General features: G+C 37.2%; 16 protein-coding genes. 11 read left to right on the forward strand and 5 right to left on the reverse strand.

The window, feature by feature from the left end; all coding sequences use genetic code 11:
• Nucleotides 1–12: 12 nt before the first annotated feature.
• The 6 genes from KKC17_02520 to KKC17_02545 all read left to right on the forward strand — a co-directional run bounded on the left by KKC17_02520 (nucleotide 13) and on the right by KKC17_02545 (nucleotide 5,470).
• Nucleotides 13–879: a UTP--glucose-1-phosphate uridylyltransferase gene (locus KKC17_02520; GenBank protein MBU1039079.1), complete on the forward strand. Its 867-nt coding sequence runs from the start codon at nucleotides 13–15 to the stop codon at nucleotides 877–879.
• Complete coding sequence (locus KKC17_02525; GenBank protein ID MBU1039080.1) at nucleotides 876–2,261, forward strand: extracellular solute-binding protein; 1,386 nt, start codon at nucleotides 876–878, stop codon at nucleotides 2,259–2,261. The genes KKC17_02520 and KKC17_02525 overlap by 4 nt, the downstream gene beginning before the upstream one ends.
• A gap of 25 nt (nucleotides 2,262–2,286) precedes the next feature.
• Complete coding sequence (locus tag KKC17_02530; protein ID MBU1039081.1) at nucleotides 2,287–2,991, forward strand: pilin; 705 nt, start codon at nucleotides 2,287–2,289, stop codon at nucleotides 2,989–2,991.
• Between the two features lie 6 nt (nucleotides 2,992–2,997).
• Entirely contained in the window at nucleotides 2,998–4,431 is a 1,434-nt protein-coding gene (locus KKC17_02535) for a pilin (protein MBU1039082.1), read from the forward strand.
• Between the two features lie 70 nt (nucleotides 4,432–4,501).
• Nucleotides 4,502–4,897, forward strand: a complete 396-nt coding sequence (locus KKC17_02540) for a pilin (protein ID MBU1039083.1) — start codon at nucleotides 4,502–4,504, stop codon at nucleotides 4,895–4,897.
• Between the two features lie 15 nt (nucleotides 4,898–4,912).
• A complete protein-coding gene (locus KKC17_02545) occupies nucleotides 4,913–5,470 on the forward strand; it encodes a pilin (GenBank protein ID MBU1039084.1) in 558 nt (185 codons plus the stop codon).
• 58 nt (nucleotides 5,471–5,528) lie between these two features.
• Here the strand turns inward: KKC17_02545 and KKC17_02550 are convergent, their stop codons facing one another.
• Entirely contained in the window at nucleotides 5,529–6,230 is a 702-nt protein-coding gene (locus KKC17_02550; protein MBU1039085.1) for a polyprenol monophosphomannose synthase, read from the reverse strand.
• 5 nt (nucleotides 6,231–6,235) lie between these two features.
• Nucleotides 6,236–7,810 carry a hypothetical protein gene (locus KKC17_02555; GenBank protein MBU1039086.1) on the reverse strand — a complete coding sequence of 525 codons (1,575 nt, stop codon included), beginning with the start codon at nucleotides 7,808–7,810 and terminating at the stop codon, nucleotides 6,236–6,238.
• A 159-nt stretch (nucleotides 7,811–7,969) separates the two neighbouring features.
• Here KKC17_02555 and KKC17_02560 point away from each other — a divergent pair, with 159 nt between their 5' ends.
• The gene (locus KKC17_02560; protein ID MBU1039087.1) at nucleotides 7,970–8,686 is read left to right on the forward strand and encodes a YebC/PmpR family DNA-binding transcriptional regulator; all 717 of its coding nucleotides are present in this window, start codon (nucleotides 7,970–7,972) and stop codon (nucleotides 8,684–8,686) included.
• A complete protein-coding gene (gene ruvC / locus KKC17_02565) occupies nucleotides 8,670–9,176 on the forward strand; it encodes a crossover junction endodeoxyribonuclease RuvC (GenBank protein MBU1039088.1) in 507 nt (168 codons plus the stop codon). Before KKC17_02560 ends, ruvC begins: the two co-directional genes overlap by 17 nt.
• 2 nt (nucleotides 9,177–9,178) lie before the next feature.
• Here ruvC and KKC17_02570 read toward each other — a convergent pair whose 3' ends face one another.
• A complete protein-coding gene (locus KKC17_02570) occupies nucleotides 9,179–10,363 on the reverse strand; it encodes a tyrosine--tRNA ligase (protein MBU1039089.1) in 1,185 nt (394 codons plus the stop codon).
• Between the two features lie 50 nt (nucleotides 10,364–10,413).
• Here KKC17_02570 and KKC17_02575 point away from each other — a divergent pair, with 50 nt between their 5' ends.
• Entirely contained in the window at nucleotides 10,414–13,206 is a 2,793-nt protein-coding gene (locus KKC17_02575) for a transglycosylase domain-containing protein (protein MBU1039090.1), read from the forward strand.
• 3 nt (nucleotides 13,207–13,209) lie between these two features.
• Here KKC17_02575 and dnaN read toward each other — a convergent pair whose 3' ends face one another.
• Entirely contained in the window at nucleotides 13,210–14,313 is a 1,104-nt protein-coding gene (gene dnaN, locus KKC17_02580) for a DNA polymerase III subunit beta (GenBank protein MBU1039091.1), read from the reverse strand.
• A gap of 118 nt (nucleotides 14,314–14,431) precedes the next feature.
• The gene (gene dnaA / locus KKC17_02585) at nucleotides 14,432–15,784 is read right to left on the reverse strand and encodes a chromosomal replication initiator protein DnaA (GenBank protein ID MBU1039092.1); all 1,353 of its coding nucleotides are present in this window, start codon (nucleotides 15,782–15,784) and stop codon (nucleotides 14,432–14,434) included.
• Nucleotides 15,785–15,959: 175 nt separating this feature from the next.
• On the opposite strand from dnaA, the gene rpmH reads away from it, so the two are divergent.
• Both rpmH and rnpA read left to right on the forward strand, forming a co-directional pair.
• Nucleotides 15,960–16,100 carry a 50S ribosomal protein L34 gene (rpmH, locus tag KKC17_02590; protein MBU1039093.1) on the forward strand — a complete coding sequence of 47 codons (141 nt, stop codon included), beginning with the start codon at nucleotides 15,960–15,962 and terminating at the stop codon, nucleotides 16,098–16,100.
• A gap of 3 nt (nucleotides 16,101–16,103) precedes the next feature.
• Nucleotides 16,104–16,442 (forward strand): ribonuclease P protein component, encoded by a 339-nt coding sequence (rnpA, locus tag KKC17_02595; GenBank protein MBU1039094.1) that lies wholly within the window; start codon nucleotides 16,104–16,106, stop codon nucleotides 16,440–16,442.
• The last annotated feature ends 8 nt before the right edge of the window (nucleotides 16,443–16,450 follow it).

Consider the following 16,450-nt stretch of genomic DNA (forward strand, 5'->3'; position numbering starts at 1 on the left):
GCTAAATACTCTATGTCTTCACCTATTAAAAAAGTTATTATACCAGTAGCTGGTTTTGGAACCAGATTTTTACCCGCCACCAAAGCCCAACCCAAAGAAATGCTACCAGTAGTGGATAAACCTATACTGCAATACATAGTAGAAGAAGCTGTAGCCTCGGGTATTGAAGACGTTATTATTGTTACTAATTTTAATAAACGAGCAGCCGAAGATCATTTTGATCATTTGCCAGAACTAGAAAACTGGTTACTTAAACAAGGTAAACAAAAGGCTTTTGCCGAAATTAGCCACATTGCCGACTTGGCTAATTTTATTTATATCAGACAAAAAGGACCTTATGGCAACGGCACGCCGGTTTTATGCGCCAAGCATATTATTGGCCAAGAACCTTTTGCGGTTATTTGGGGTGATGACTTGTTAATTAATCAACCACCCAGACTAAAACAACTTATTGAAGTCTACGAACAATATGGCGGACCAGTAGTTACCGGCTATGAGGTAGATGACGAGGGTACTAAACATTATGGTATTTTAAAAACTAAACCACTAACTAATGATGTTTTTGAGGTTGAAGGTATAGTGGAAAAACCCGGGCCCGAAAAAGCCCCTTCCCGCTTGGCTAGTTTGGGCGGCTATATTTTAACGCCTGATATTTTTAAAATTCTGGAAAATACCGACCCTGGTCGTGACAATGAGTTGTGGTTAGTTGATGCCATTGAAACCCTGCGCCAACAGCGACCAATTTTTGCCAAAAAAGTCCAAGGAACTTATTACGATGTCGGCTCCAAGTTAGGCTGGCTAAAGGCCAATGTTGACTTAGCCTTACAACATCCGGAAATAAAAGATGATTTTAAAAAATATTTAACCACAAAAATATGAAATCCAGCCGTTTTGTCTTATTAACTATTTTAAGTCTAACCCTTACTTTCAGTTTAATGGGGTTGGGTTGTAAAGGCGGCGACCCAGAAGCTCAAACTAAAGCTTCTACCAAAATCACCTTAAATTGGTGGCGAATAAACGGCCAAACCAGCGATTTTGCCGACTTGGTAAAAAACTATCAACAAATTCATCCCAATATAAATATCAAAGTAACTGTTGTTCCGGCCCAACAATTAGAACAAAAACTACTAGAAGCTTTAGCCGCCGGCCAAGGACCGGATTTAGTTTCCTTGTTAAACAGTCACCTAGGTGCCTGGCAAGATAAAATGGCTCCCTTACCAGCGACCCTTACTTTACCCTTTCGAGAAATGCAGGGTTTTATAAAAAAAGAACCTACTTGGGTAATGCGCTCCAATGCCACCCTTAACCCCAAAGCTCTACCAGCTCTTTATGTTGACACTGTACCGCAAGATGTGATTATTAATAATCAAATTTATGGTTTGCCTTTATCGGTAGATAGTTTGGTAATGTATTACAACCGTGACCTTTTAAACGTTGCCCAAATCGCCACCGCACCTACTACCTGGACTGAATTCAAAACAGCCGTACAAAAAATAAGCCTCCTAGACAAAAATGGTAAATTTATTCAACACGGCGCAGCTTTAGGTGAAGCTGATAATCTGCCCTATGCCACTGACATTGTTACTGCTTTAATGCTTCAAAATGGTACACCTATGGTAAACAGCCAAGGCAGTCAAGCTATTTTTAACCAACCAGTTAAATCGGGTGACCAACAATTTATTCCTGGTTTAGATGCCTTAAGATTCTATGCTGATTTTGCCAATCCCAGCAAAGAAACTTATTCTTGGTCACGCCAAACCGGCGATGCCTGGCAAACTTTTGCCAGTGGTAAGGTTGGTTTTATTTTTGGCTATTTTAGAGATTTTAAAAACCTAAAACAAATCGCTCCTAAAGTAAATATTGGTTTAGCGTCTTTACCACAAATAGATGACACGACCAAACCCAGTAATTTAGCTAATTATTATTTAGAAACCGTACCCAAACAATCAAACTATCAATCGGAAGCTTGGGATTTCTTACAGTTTGTTTCTAAATCAAATCTGCTAAAAGATTATTTAGATAAAACTAAACAACCAACCGCTCATCGAGCCTTACTAAAAGAACAATTAAAAGATCCTGATTTAACTATTGCCGCTAGTCAAGTTTTATACAGCCAAAACTGGTACCACGGATTAAAACCGGAAATAATGGAAGGCTCACTTAAAGCCATGATTAGACAAGCGGTGGATGGAGTGGATTTGGAACAAGCCCTTAAATACGCCGCCAGTCAAATTTCTCAAACTTTGCAAAATAGGCGCTAAAAAAATAAGATGCTAAAATAATAATATGAAAAAAAATAGGTACTATTTGTGGTTTGGATTATTAATCGGGGCCTTCTTTTTATTCCCTTTAGTTGCCCAAGCTTTTGATATTTCCAAAGGAATTGTTGGCAACCTGCCACAAGCCTGCGCCGAGCAAGGCACTTGTTCTTTTTGTGACTTTGTCGGCTTATTCGTAGTTTTACAAAAAGTTATTCTGTCCATTTTTGGGGGCCTAGCTTTAATAATGCTTATTTGGGGTGGCCAAGGTTTTATTATGGCCGCAGGTAACCAAGAAAAAATAACTGCCAGTCGTAAATTAATTGTTTCCACTTTAATGGGTGTGGGTATAATTTTGGCTGGTTATTTTTTAATAAGTATTATGTTCTTTCTTTTAACCAAACCAACTAATCAAACCCTACCTAATTATGTAGCCTTATCGGAAAGTTGGTGGAAAAACCAATTAGGCTGCGCCCTGCCAACTGACGCAGAATTTTGTAAAGACAAACCCGATAATACTGAATGCGTTTTGGTACAAAACACTTATCAAGATAACGGACGCTGTCAAAACAAAAAATGTGTCTCTTTGTGTAATCTAACAATTACTAATGGTGACTGCCAAACGGCTGGTGCTTGTGGCTTAACCGCTGCCAACTGTAAGGATGCCCCTGATCGCTGTAAAGTTGGTTTGTGTGGTGGGCCAGCTGATCGGGTTTGTTGCCGACCTGAATAATTTTTTATGAAAAAACTATCCTTAATTACAATCTGGTTAAGTATCTGGCTAGCTTCTTTGTTACCTCAAACCAGCCTAGCTCAAACCGCTTTACAAAACCCACTAGACCCGGTGGGTGGTGGTTATGTGGCTGTTAATCAAATTTTTGCCCGAGCAGCTTATGGATTAGTTTTTATTACTGGCACCTTAGCTTTAATAATAGTTATTTTGGGTGGCTATAGAATATTAACCGCAGCGGGCAATTCGGAAAACTTTGCCAAAGGGAAAAATATGGTTGTATACGCAATTTTAGGTTTTATTTTAACCATTGCCAGCTACACAATATTAGATACAGTTATAAAATTATTAAGTGGTGGTCAAATAACTTTTACCACCGGACAAACAACCCTATTTGACCCTTTGGGTATGACTGGAAAATCACCAGTTGAATTCTACGGACAACGTATTTTAAGATATTTATTAAGCGGTCTAGGGGCCCTAACTTTGCTAATGGGAATTTATGGCGGCGCCACTTGGATGCTGGCGGCTGGCAATGAAGAAAAAATAACCAAAGCTAAAAAAACTTTAGGTTATGCTGTTTTGGGTTTAATTATTGTTTTAGGTTCTTACACTGTTATAAGTTTTGCTTACGCGCCATTTGCCAAACTCTTGCAATCGGGCCAACCACCAGCTGCTAATCTGGAAACATTACCACCCGACGCTATTGCCAAAGAGGTGGCCTGTTTTAGAGAACCTATTAATAAAAAGTACGGCGCCACTTGTACAATTGAAAAAACTAAAGACTGTTTGAAGGCAACTACTGATTTTAAGGCTGGTAAATCTTATGGACAAGAAATTGACTGCTCTAATATTGGTGCTTGCGTACAAATATTACCTGGTAACTTTAATAAAAATAGAATTTTAGCTTCTGAATGTCAAAAAGAAATTTTTAAACCTCTAAGCACCACTAACCAGGATGGTTCTTGTCCGTTTGGTAATACTCTAGCTGGTGAGGGAGATAAAAGCGCTAGTTGTTATGCCGATGTTATGTATTTACCAGGTGAAGATTACCCCCCAGCTTCTTTAGGTGGTTCTGAAAACGAAGAATGGGCTTGTTTAAGAACAGAAAGTAATTATATAGACGGACCTCGCCAGTCCACCTGCTCCTTAGAAACAGCTGTTAATTGTAAACAGGTGCGAGATAACTACTTAAGCGGCCAGTGGTACCAAAATCTAAACTGCGTCGATGTTGGCTATTGCCAGCAAAATCTAGCTGGCCACCAACAGTGTCGTAACGGCTTAACTAATTTTATGTGTGAACCAAAAATATTTCCACCTGTAGCTAGTCCGGTTATACCTTGGGGCTGTTCTTTTATTGGTGGCTCTTATGATGAAATTGATGGTGCCTGTTATTTACCTAAAGAATACTTAAAATTCCAAGCTGGGAAGCTTTGTCCTTAAACAAAATTATTTGACTACCCAGCCAAAAAGTGCTTAGATTAAAGCAATAGACTCTACACTTTAAAGTAGTATGTCGCAAAATAAGGAAGGAGGTGACAGTATGAAAAAATTTATCACCTCAGCCGTTAATACAGTAATTTATGGCTTACCGGCTGTAGCCTTAGCCCAAACCAATTTCGGGCTTGATAACCTAGAACAGGATGTTAATTTGGGTAATCGAGATTTGGTGGAAACTATCGCCCAGATTATCAATGTAGTTTTGGGTTTCTTGGGTGTTGTAGCCGTCATTATCATCCTCATGGGTGGTTTTAAATGGATGACCGCTGCTGGCAATGAAGAAAAGGTGGGTGAAGCTAAAAAATTATTGGGTGCCGGCGTAGTCGGCTTAGTAATTATTTTGGCCGCTTTCGCCATTGCTTCCTTTATCATCAACAACCTTTCTAATGCTACCGGGTCTATTGGTTAATTGATTTTGTTATTTATGAAAATTCTGAACCACTTAAGGTTCGGATTGGTAGTTCTTACGGCCAGCTTATTTGTCTTTACGACTCTAACGCTGGCCGTTACTGCACAATCCCCTAATATCGGTGACTATGGCCTAAAAGATACGGCCACGGCAGCTGGTCTGCCAACCTCTAGTGTTGGTCCGATTGATATTGCTGCCACAATAATTAATTTATTATTGGGTGTTATTGGTGTTGTCGCTGTTCTAATAATAATTTACGGTGGCTTTACTTGGATGACAGCCGCCGGCAATGAAGAAAAAATAACCAAAGCTAAAAAGCTTTTAGCTGGGGCCGTAATTGGTTTATTTATTATTCTAGCTTCTTACGCTTTAGCTTCTTTCACCATTAATCAAATTAAAAAAGCTACTTTAAGTGATGGTACTAACACTCCACAAACAGTCGTTTGTGGCCAAGCTGCTGGAGAACTTTGTATGTCTTCAAGTAGCGACTGTTCAGCTGTCGGTGGGGTTGTTTCTAACTATAAAACCTGTAACGAAGCGGACGCTAAAACCTGCTGCGTAAATGTACCTTAAATAAAAACTCTCCCATAAAAAACCTTTTGTTTCTGAACAAAAGGTTTTTTTGATTAAACTATTTGATAACTAATTTTATGATAACTTTAAAAAAATTAAAAACTTCACTCAAACCCAACTTAGATTTACCCCGCTCACGATCAACAAACAAAACTGGTACTTCCGCCACTTTTAAACCAGCTTTTTCACACAAAAATAATATTTCTTCCTGCCAAGCATAACCATTGCTTTTTATATTCACCCAATCAATTTTAAGCAAAGCTGACCGGCTATATAACCTAAAACCAGCTGTTACATCCTTAGTTTTTAAGGATAAAACTTTTCTAGCCAAAGCATTAGCTGAATAACTAGTAAAACACCGCCACCAACCCCAACCCACTATACCACCCCCCCTAACCCGCCTGGAGCCTATAACCACCTCATAACCACTTTCTATTTTATCTATAAGTTTAAATAAATCTTCAGGCGCATGAGAAAAATCAGCATCCATTTGACCAACCACCAGAGCGCCTTTTTCCAAAGCATAAGTAAATCCTGTTTGATAAGCACTACCTAAACCTAATTTACCAGGCCTAACCAATAAATAAATATTCTCAAATTGCTTTTGAGTTTGTCTAACCAAATCAGCTGTACCGTCCGGAGAATTATCATCTACCACTAAAATAGAACACTGGCAGAAAATTCCACACAACCTTTTTATTAACTCTCCAATATTATCAGCCTCATTGTAAGTTGGAATAATCAACCAAAAATCTTTCATAAATTTTAATTAACAGAAAAAATTATTACTTCCTCATCCTGATAAACCCTAGAAAATCTTTTATCCCGATTAAGACTATACAACATAGCAGGAATTCTTTTTTCTAACAAAACATAATCCGACTTAAAATTATTTTTTACCACCTCGTAAACATCCTGGCGTTGGCCGGTAACTATTTGTCGCCACTGCTCATATAAATCCGGGCTAAAAGCATACATAAAGGTTTGGTCTAAACCGGTTAAATAATTATTATGGCTATTGTAATACCATAATAAAGGAAAGGTTCCCCAATCAGTCTGCCACACTAAACTATTGGCTGGTGTGTTGTTTTTAAGCCAGTTGGCAGATTTTAATAAATTTGTTTCGGTAAAACCTTGACGCAAGGACCAATAAGTCCGCCCATAACCAATTATTAAACCCAAAGGTAGGGCCAAACCCAAATAGGTTATTAAAAAAAACAAAAATAATTGCCCGGTCAAAGGACGAGGCAAAAAATCACGCCAATTTTTTAACCACTTTAACAAAAATATCCAACCATCCTTTAAAATAAAACCAACTGATAAAACCATAAAAGGTACTAAATATTCCACCTGACGCCGAGCCTTTAAAGTATAAAATAAAAACAACAAAGAAAGCAGCCAAGTAACCATTGTTTGTTGGCTAATTTTTTTATAATTAATAATAGCCACCAAAGTAGCTAAAAACCACAAACCAACAATAAAAGTACCAGCCGCTATAAGATCTACTACAGGGAAAGGATACCACTCTGCGCCAATAGCTAAAAAACTATGGTAAGGCTTTAGGGCCATAGCAAATAACTGTTTTAAATATATAAAATTTCTAGGAAAATAAGGATTGATAATTAAACCAACAACCAAACCTGCTAATGAACTTAATAAAACCAATACATACTTATTATCTTTAAAAATCTGGGTTATTTTTTTCTTTAAAAACAACTTACCAAATAAACAACCAGCAATTATTTCTATAACTATCAAAACAATTAACAAAGGCCAAGCACTATAAACCCAAACAAAAAACCAGCTTAACAAAAACAACCACCCTATTTTTCTTTCACTAATCAAATAATAAGCCACCAACAAAAGCCCCACCGATAAAGACGGTGCTTTAGCCAAAGACAAACGAAACAAAAAAGGGCTCGTTGCTAAAACCACTGGTACTAACCAGCCCCAATAAGGCACCCGCCAACGAACCAGTAACCACCACAAAAAAAATAAAGTCAAACTCCCAAAAAACAAAGTAGCTATCTTAATACCCCAAAAACCTGGCCACAAACTCACAAAAGGTATTAACAAAAGATGATAACCAAAATGGTGATCAATAAAAATTTGATTATAAAAAGAATATTGTGTCCAGGGAAAATAATTAAGCAAACCATAATCCCTAAGCCAAACAGTTAAACCAATGTGGTAAAAAGAATCTGGGTCGTTAAGTGTCGGATTTAATTGTAAAAAAGCTAAAGCCAACAAACTAACACCACCAGCTAAAAATAATTGCCTGGTAGAATTATTTGTGAACCACCTATATAATGAACCAAAAAAAGCTAAAGACCTTCTCATAAAGACCGGTTGTTTTTTTGCTAATCAATGCTAAAGTATGTAGGTAGTATAGCAAACAAGAATAAAGAATCACGAATTAAGAATTGTGAACTTAAACAATAAACACCTTCTTAATTCTTCCCGCCAGCTGGCGGTTCTAACCCTTAATTCCTTTTCCTTATGTCTGGTCATTCTAAGTGGTCCACAATTAAAAGACAAAAAGGCGTTGTTGATGCTAAACGTAGCCAAATTTTTACCAAATTAAGCAAGGCTTTAAGTGCGGCAGCTAGATTAGGCATTGATCCAGAAATGAACTTTAAACTACGTTTAGCTATTGATAAGGCCCGCAATGCCAACATGCCCAAAGAAAATATTGACCGGGCTATTAAAAAAGGTGCTGGCCAAGAAGATGGTGCCAACGTAGAAGAGGTTATTTATGAGGGTTATGGGCCGAACGGTGTAGCTTTTTTAATAGAAACACTGACCGACAATCGCAACCGAACAACTGCCAATCTAAGACATTTATTAGATAAGCACGGGGGCCGATTAGCCGACAATGGTAGTGTTGCTTGGATGTTCGAACCTAAAAGTTTAATAACAGTTAATAAACCAACCACTAATCAAGAAGAAATTGAATTAAAACTAATCGAAGCGGGCGCCGAAGAAATTGAAGAAATGGAAAATGAATTCTTAATTACCGCCCCAAGCAATCAATTAGAAATTATTAAACAAGTCTGCCAAACTAATCAACTAATTATTTCTTACAGCTCGGTTGAACCAGTGGCCAATAACAATGTACCAATCCCAGATAAAAATGATTCTGATAAATTAGACTCTCTGCGAGAGGCTTTAAATAATGATGATGATGTTACTAACACTTATGACAACGCTACCTAAAAAATATATAATCGGTTTTGACCCTGGCATCGGACGTTTGGGTTTTGCTGTTTTAAGTGGACAGCCCAGTAAACCAGAACTAATTAAAATCGGCTGTTGGGAAACCAATCCCCAACTTCCCCAAAATCAAAGGCTCTTACAGCTTGGTCAGCAAATAACAAAACTTCTTAAAAAATACCAACCTATTAAAGCTGGTTTAGAAAAATTATTTTTCTCCAAAAACGTAAAAAGCGCCTTAAATGTAGCCGAAGCCCGCGGTGTAATTTCTTTTTTATTAACCGCCCAAGCTTGCCCGATTATAGAATTGTCACCTCAAGAGGTAAAAATTGCGGCCACTGGTCAAGGAAGAGCGGACAAAATTCAAGTGCAAAAAATGCTCCAACTTACTTTTAAACTAAAAACTATACCCCAACCCGACGACGCAGCTGATGCTTTGGCTGTAGCCTTAGCAACTCTAGTTCAACCAAGTTTTTTGGCTAATCTTAGATAAATTTACTTAAAAGTAAGGAATTTCCTTTTGCCTACTTGAAGTAATAAATTTGCTTCAAGTTTTATTATTTGCTGCCAATTTATAATAGTTTGCTTGTTCACTTTTACCCCACCTTGCTCAATTAATCGTTTAGCTTCATTTTTAGAAGAAACTAATTTAAAACTAAACAACAAATCTACCACTGACCAATCTTTTTGTTTGGGTAGGGGTTTAGTTGGTATTTGATTCGGTGTTAACTTTTGTCTGTGTACCACATCGAATTCTTTGGCTGCCGCGTCAGCCTGTTTTATTGAATGATAAAAAGACACCAACTGCCAAGCTAATTTTTGTTTAATTGTTTTAGGATTAATGTTACTTGTTAGTTGTTTAATCAAAAACTCCACCTCAACTAAAGGTAGATTTGTGGTTAACAACAAATACTTAGGTAATAATTCATCTTTAATCGACATGGCTTGGCCATACATTTCTTGAGGAGATTCTGTTATGTTTATAGTGTTACCCCAACTGGTAGACATTTTTCGACCATCTGTTCCTTCTAACATTTGTGTGGTCAAAATATCTTGCGATAATTGACCATATAAAGGCTGTAACAAACGCCCTGCTTGCAAATTAAATAGTTGATCAGCGCCACCAATTTCCAAATCGGCCTTAACTTTCACCGAATCATAACCTTGTAATAAAGGATAAATAAATTCCCGTAAACTTATCTCTTGGTTTTTATTATAGCGTTCTTTAAAATTACGCCGAGACAACATTTGCTGAACAGTAAAAGCCTCAGCCAATTTTGAAAATTCTTGCAAATTCAACTTGCTTAACCAACGACTATTAAAATGCCACTCCACCTTGTCCGTGTCTAATATTTTACTTAATTGTTTTTTATAACTTTTTAAATTATTTTCAACCTGCTGTTTAGTTAATAAAGGTCGTTTGTCCAACTTATCCGAAGGGTCTCCAATTTGAGCAGTAAAATCACCAATAACCAAAACCACTGTGTGCCCTAAAGATTGCAAGGCTCTTAATTTTAACAAAGGAACCGCTCGACCCAAATGTATATTAGGGCCAGTTGGGTCTATACCAAATTTAACCCGTAACAGCTTGCGTTGTTTTAATTTTTCGGCCAGGTGTTTAAAAACAAAGACCTCCTCTACCCCCCGACTTAATATTTCCTGATTAATATTTTTAGGCATAATGACTTAATTTATTGTACCATATACAATGATACTATAAAATAGATTTTATGATAAAAAAACAACCTAATTTACCAAAAAAATGGTCCCGCCGAAAAATTAAAAACTTTGGTTGGCGACGCTGGTGGTGGCAATTAGTACTTTTAGTTGGTTTAAGTGGTTTATTGTTTGGGGTAATAATGTTTGCTTGGATAAGTCGCGATTTACCTAGCCCTGAAGGTATTGCTAGGCGAGTGGTTTCGCAAAGCACAAAAATATATGACCGCACCGGCCAAAAAGTTCTTTATGATATCCACGGAACAGAACGACGCACCTCTATAGAACTAAAAGATATTCCCGACTACCTCAAACAAGCCACCTTAACAGCTGAAGATAGAAACTTTTATGAACACCAAGGTTTCCGTTTTACTTCTTTGGTACGCTCTGTCTTGGTTAACCTAATTAGAGGCCGACGAGCCCAGGGCGGTTCGACTATTACTCAACAATTTATAAAAAACGCTGTTTTAACCAATGAAAAATCCTATATCAGAAAAATAAAAGAATTGGTCCTAGCCTATCAAATAGAACAACGTTTCAGTAAAGACCAAATATTAAAACTCTACCTTAACGAAATACCTTACGGCTCAACCGCTTATGGAGTAGAAGCCGCTTCGGAAATGGTTTTTGGCAAAAAATCCAGGGACCTTAATTTAGCTGAATCTGTTCTGTTGGCTAGTTTACCACAATCACCAACCTATTATTCGCCTTGGGGTAGCCATGTAGATGAACTCATTAAAAGACAACACTACATTTTAGATAATATGGTGGAACAGGGTTACATAACAACCCAAGCCTCACAAGAAGCCAAAAAAACAACCCTGGACTTTAAACCACGTCGCGAATCTATTATTGCCCCCCACTTTGTTTTTTTTGTTAAAGAGCAGTTGGCCAGAATTTATGGAGAAAAAACTGTGGAACAAGGTGGTTTAAAAATAATTACGACTTTAGATTTAGACAAACAAACAGCGGCTGAAGCTGCCATAACCGAAGCTAAGGCTAAAAATACCCCCTACAACGCTCACAACGCCTCTCTGGTTGCTTTAGATGCCACCACTAACCAAATATTAGCCATGGTCGGCTCGACTGATTATTTTGAAGATTCTATCCAAGGCCAAGTAAATGTTTCTATCAGGCCAAGACAACCCGGCTCCTCTTTTAAACCAATTGTTTATGCTTTAGCTTTTGAGCAAGGTTTCACACCCAATAGTTTACTGTACGACGTTCAAACAATTTTTAAATCCGAACCTAAGGATTACGCACCCAATAATTACGATGGACAAGAACGCGGCCCCATTAACTTAAGAAGTGCTTTAGCTGGTTCTCTTAACATACCAGCTGTTAAATTGTTATACTTAACTGGATTAAATAATGTTCTAAAATTGTCTCAAGATCTGGGTTATACCACACTTAACGACCAGGCTCGTTTTGGTTTGTCTTTGGTGTTAGGTGGGGCTGAAGTAAGTTTATTGGAACACACTTCAGCTTATGCTTCTTTTGCTAGAGAGGGTATTACCAAACCAATTAATTATATTATTAAAATTGAAGATGCTAATGGAGACACCTTACAAGAATTTAAAGATTCGCCAGGTACCCGAGTCTTAAGTGTTGAAGCTACTAGAACACTAAGTAATATTTTATCAGACAACCCCGCTCGCTCTTATATTTTTGGTGAACAAAATCACCTAACCCTCCCTGACCGTTTAGTGGCTGCCAAAACCGGCACCACTAATAATTACCACGATGCTTGGACAATGGGTTACACCTCCAATCTAGCAGTGGGGGTTTGGGTTGGTAACTCTAATAACCAAGCTATGAAAAAAGGGGCCGATGGCTCAGTAGTGGCCGCTCCAATTTGGCAAAATTTCTTTAAAAAAATTTCCCCCTCCTTACCAATCATTCCTTTTAATGAACCTCTACCAACCTCACCCAATAAACCAATGCTTAACGGCTCTTTAGGTGGGCAAACTGTTATCATTGATAAAATATCTGGTAATCTGGCCACTGAATTTACCCCTGCTGAATTTAAACAAACCAAAACTTTTAGCGAACACCACACTATTTTAAAATATCTTTCTCCAGGAAATCCTTTGGGGCCAATACCCCAAGACCCTTCTTTGGATCCTCAATACCAAAACTGGGAAGAGGCTGTTAAGTTGTGGGCACAAAAAAACAACCAAACCAATTCAGTTGCTCCAACAATTTATGATAATATCCACAACCCCGACTCCCAACCAACCCTCACCGCTCCCACCCTCAAAGAGGGCCAAACTATCACTTCTTTACCTTGGTTAATACCAGTCACAACTTCAGCTAAAAACAACATTAAATCTGTTGATTATTATTTAGATGATATCTTAATTAACTCTAACCCCCAACCACCTTTTTCTCTACTAGTTAACCAACTACCCTTTAACCAGGGCGCTCACAGATTAAAAATTATTAGTCGAGACGTTTTTGAAAACTCAACAACCATTGAACATATAATTAAACTTGATCTGCCCACCAATATTTTAAGCAACCACAGTTCTATTATTTCCCCAACAGAAAAAAACCTCTACTTATCTGACCAACCAATTGAATTAAAAATTAACAGTAGTCGCCCAGAAAACCTAAAACAAATCGATATCTACTCTTCTTTAAACAACTCTTCACCACAGTGGTTTGGTGTAATTACCAACATCCAACCAACCTCATCTTTTTTCTGGTCCCCCAAAGAAACGGGACAATATAAACTTTTTATAACTGCTTCAGAAAAAAACTCCCCCCAACAATCAACCTCTACTACCAATTATTATCTTCTTTAAAAACTACTGTTTGATTGGCATTAATAAATATAAATAACCCTTTTGCTCTGTTGGTTTTATAATAACCGGACTACTAGCCGAAACCATTTCTAAACCAACCTCCCCCCCTTCAATAGCTTGCAAGCCATCTAATAAATACCGGTAATTAAAAATTATTTCTAAAGATTCTCCAACTATCTCTGTTGGGTTTATTTTTGTCATATTTTCACCCAATTGACCATTCAAAGAAGATACAACCAATTCCTTATTGGTTGTATCCACCAAAACTTTAATATCGTTAATACCAGAACGAACAAATAAAGAGGCGGCCTTAACAGCTTGTATAAGAATATTTTTATTTACCTTAAGTTTGGTGGTGGTTTTTTGTGGAATAATTTGTTGGTAATCAGGATATTGACCATTTATTAAACGAGAAACTAATTCCACCCCCTCTAAACTACAAGAAAACTGGTTATCATCAATTAATAAATTTAAATCTCCTTCTTTGCCAGAAAAAAGTCGTATTATTTCCTGGCCGGTTTTTAGTGGTATTAAAAGATTGATAATACTCTCTTGTTTTTTTACAACTAATCTAGCCTCCGCCAAACGATAACTATCCGTCCCCACTAAAACAACTTCTTCTTTTTCCAAACAAACACAAACACCCGCTATTTCCGGGCGATTTTCTAAGGTGTTTACAGTAAAAATAACCCTAGATAAACCATCAACCAAAGTTTGGTTTGGTAGGGTAAGCTTAGTTCCTTGGTTGACCTTGGGAATAACAGGAAAGTCATCTACTGGTACTCCGCGTAAGGTTGTTTTGTTTTTCTCGGTTAATAAAACAACATCACTTCCTTGGGTAAAAATTGTAATATTTTCTTTAGACATCAAAGAAACAGCTTCGGCTAATAATTTAGCTGGTAAGGTAATTTCCCCCTCTTCCTCTGTTTTACCGCGAATAAAAGTTGTAACAGCTATTTCTAGATTGGTAGAAACCAATTCTAAACCACTTCCGGTGGTTTTAATTTTTATATTATTTAAAATTGGCAGGGTAGTATTTTTTCCCGCGATATTAACAACTATGTTGATGCCTGTTATTAAATTTTCTTGAGTACATATAAATTTCATAGTAGTAAGGGGGTGTTAATAAGTTGAAAAGTTAAAAAGGGTTAATAGGAATAGGGTTTAATTGGTGGGTTGAAAGTGAGAAAACTGTGTTTGGTGGTTGGGGAAAAAGGGTTGATGATTAAGAGAAGCGAAATTGTTCTTTAAGGTTGTTGATATCTTGTTGGAGTTTGGGGTTAGAGGTAAGGTTTTGAGAAATCTTAGAGCAGGCATGCATGGCGGTGGTATGATCACGACCCCCTAGTTCTTGGCCAATAGTTGGAAAAGAAGAAGCTAAAACATCCCTCATTAAATACATGGCAATTTGCCTAGGCTCTACCAGGTGTTTTTTGCGACTATTACCAAACAGTTCACTAGGATTAACATCAAAATAATTAGCTACCACTTGAATTATTTTTTTGGTGGTTAAGGATTGGTTGGCGCTAGGCAGGGTGTTACCCATTAATTCTTTAATATTCTCTAAGGTGGGTGGTTTGTTGTTAAGTTGATCTAGGGCAATAATTCTATTTAAAGCCCCCTCTAATTCACGGACGTTATTTTGTATAGAATTAGCCAAAAAAACAATAATATCATGATTTAATGAATAGTTTTTTTCTTGGCATTTTATTTCTAAAATAGCCACCCTGGTTTCTAGGTCTGGTGGAGCAATATCAGCAATCATTCCCCACTCAAAACGGGAAATAAGCCTATTTTCTAGGGTTTGGATGGCCTTAGGGGGCCTATCAGAGGTTAAGATAATTTGTTTGTTGTTTTGGTGTAGGGCGTTAAAAGTATGAAAGAATTCCTCTTGAGTGCCTTCTTTGCCAGCTAAAAATTGTATATCGTCAATTAATAGAAGATCGACAGTACGATAAGTGGATTTGAATTTTTCGGTTTTTCCACTACCAATGGCTTGTATAAATTCAGTAGTAAACTTTTCACAAGGGGCATAAATAACTTTTTTCCCAGGATTTTTTTTTAAAACTTCATGGCCAACAGCTTGCATTAAATGTGTTTTACCCAAACCTACACCACCATAAAGAAAGAGTGGATTATAGGTTTGCCCTGGTTTTTCCGAAACTGCCAAAGCAGCCGCCCTAGCCAATTCGTTGTGTTTACCCACAATAAAATTATTAAAAATATATCTAGGGTTTAGCCCGCAAAGAGTATTGTTTGGTGTGGGGGTGTCTTTGGTGGATTCAAGAGGTGTTGTTAGGGATGAGGAGGTTTTGGAAAGAGGTTTTTTTAAAGTTTCAACTAAATAAGTAGCCTCCTTAACTTGGCCACGGCTGATATTTTGTAGGGCTTTTATAATAAAATTATGATATTTGTTTTCTAACCAAGCTTTGGTAAAGGCGTTGGGGACTATAACTGTGGCTACACCATTATCAATTTTAATTATATCGGTATTTTTAAACCAAGTAGTAAAGCTAGCCTTGCTTATAAAAAGCTCAAGCTCGCCTAATGTGGATTTCCATAATTCTTGATGATTCATAAGGAAGATAGTAATTGGGTCCACTATTCATATAAGCAGTATTTAGGGTAACTGTAAATTAGCCTAATTGTTTATAAACTGTTGAGGTACTGTGGAAATTTAATAATTTATGGATTGACTAAAAGGTTGGCTGTTAGTATAGTATAGCTACTTAATAAATTGTTGTATCAAAAGTATGCCCAAAAGGACTTATCAACCCAAGAAAGTAAAAAGGCTTAAAAAGCACGGCTTCCGTTCTAGACAAAAAACTGCCAAAGGTAAGGTTATTCTTAAAAAACGTCGTCTAAAAAATAGAAAAAAATTGACAGTTAGTTAGTTTATGTTTAAAAAAGAGCCAACCCTAAAGAGGGCTATAGATTTTTCCAAGGTTTATCGATGCGGTAGAAAGTGGGTTGGTGACAATTTGATAATATATTGTTTTTTCACCAATAGTCAGCAAGTTAGGCGTTTAGCTGTTGTCGTGTCTAAAAAAGTTAGCACCAAAGCTGTGGTGCGTAATTTGTGTCGCCGTCGTATTTTGGGTGCTTTTAGAAAAACTGAGGCACCAGCCTTAGGTTATGATTTGGTGTTGGTGGCTAAAAAATCAGCAGCGGATCAAAAAGAAAATGTTTTTAAACAAGAGTTGGTTGGTTATTTTTTTAATAATTCTAAAGATTAAATAGCTGG

The organism is Patescibacteria group bacterium, assembly GCA_018817715.1.
Taxonomy (GTDB): Bacteria; Patescibacteriota; Patescibacteriia; order Veblenbacterales; family UBA10138; genus JAHITT01.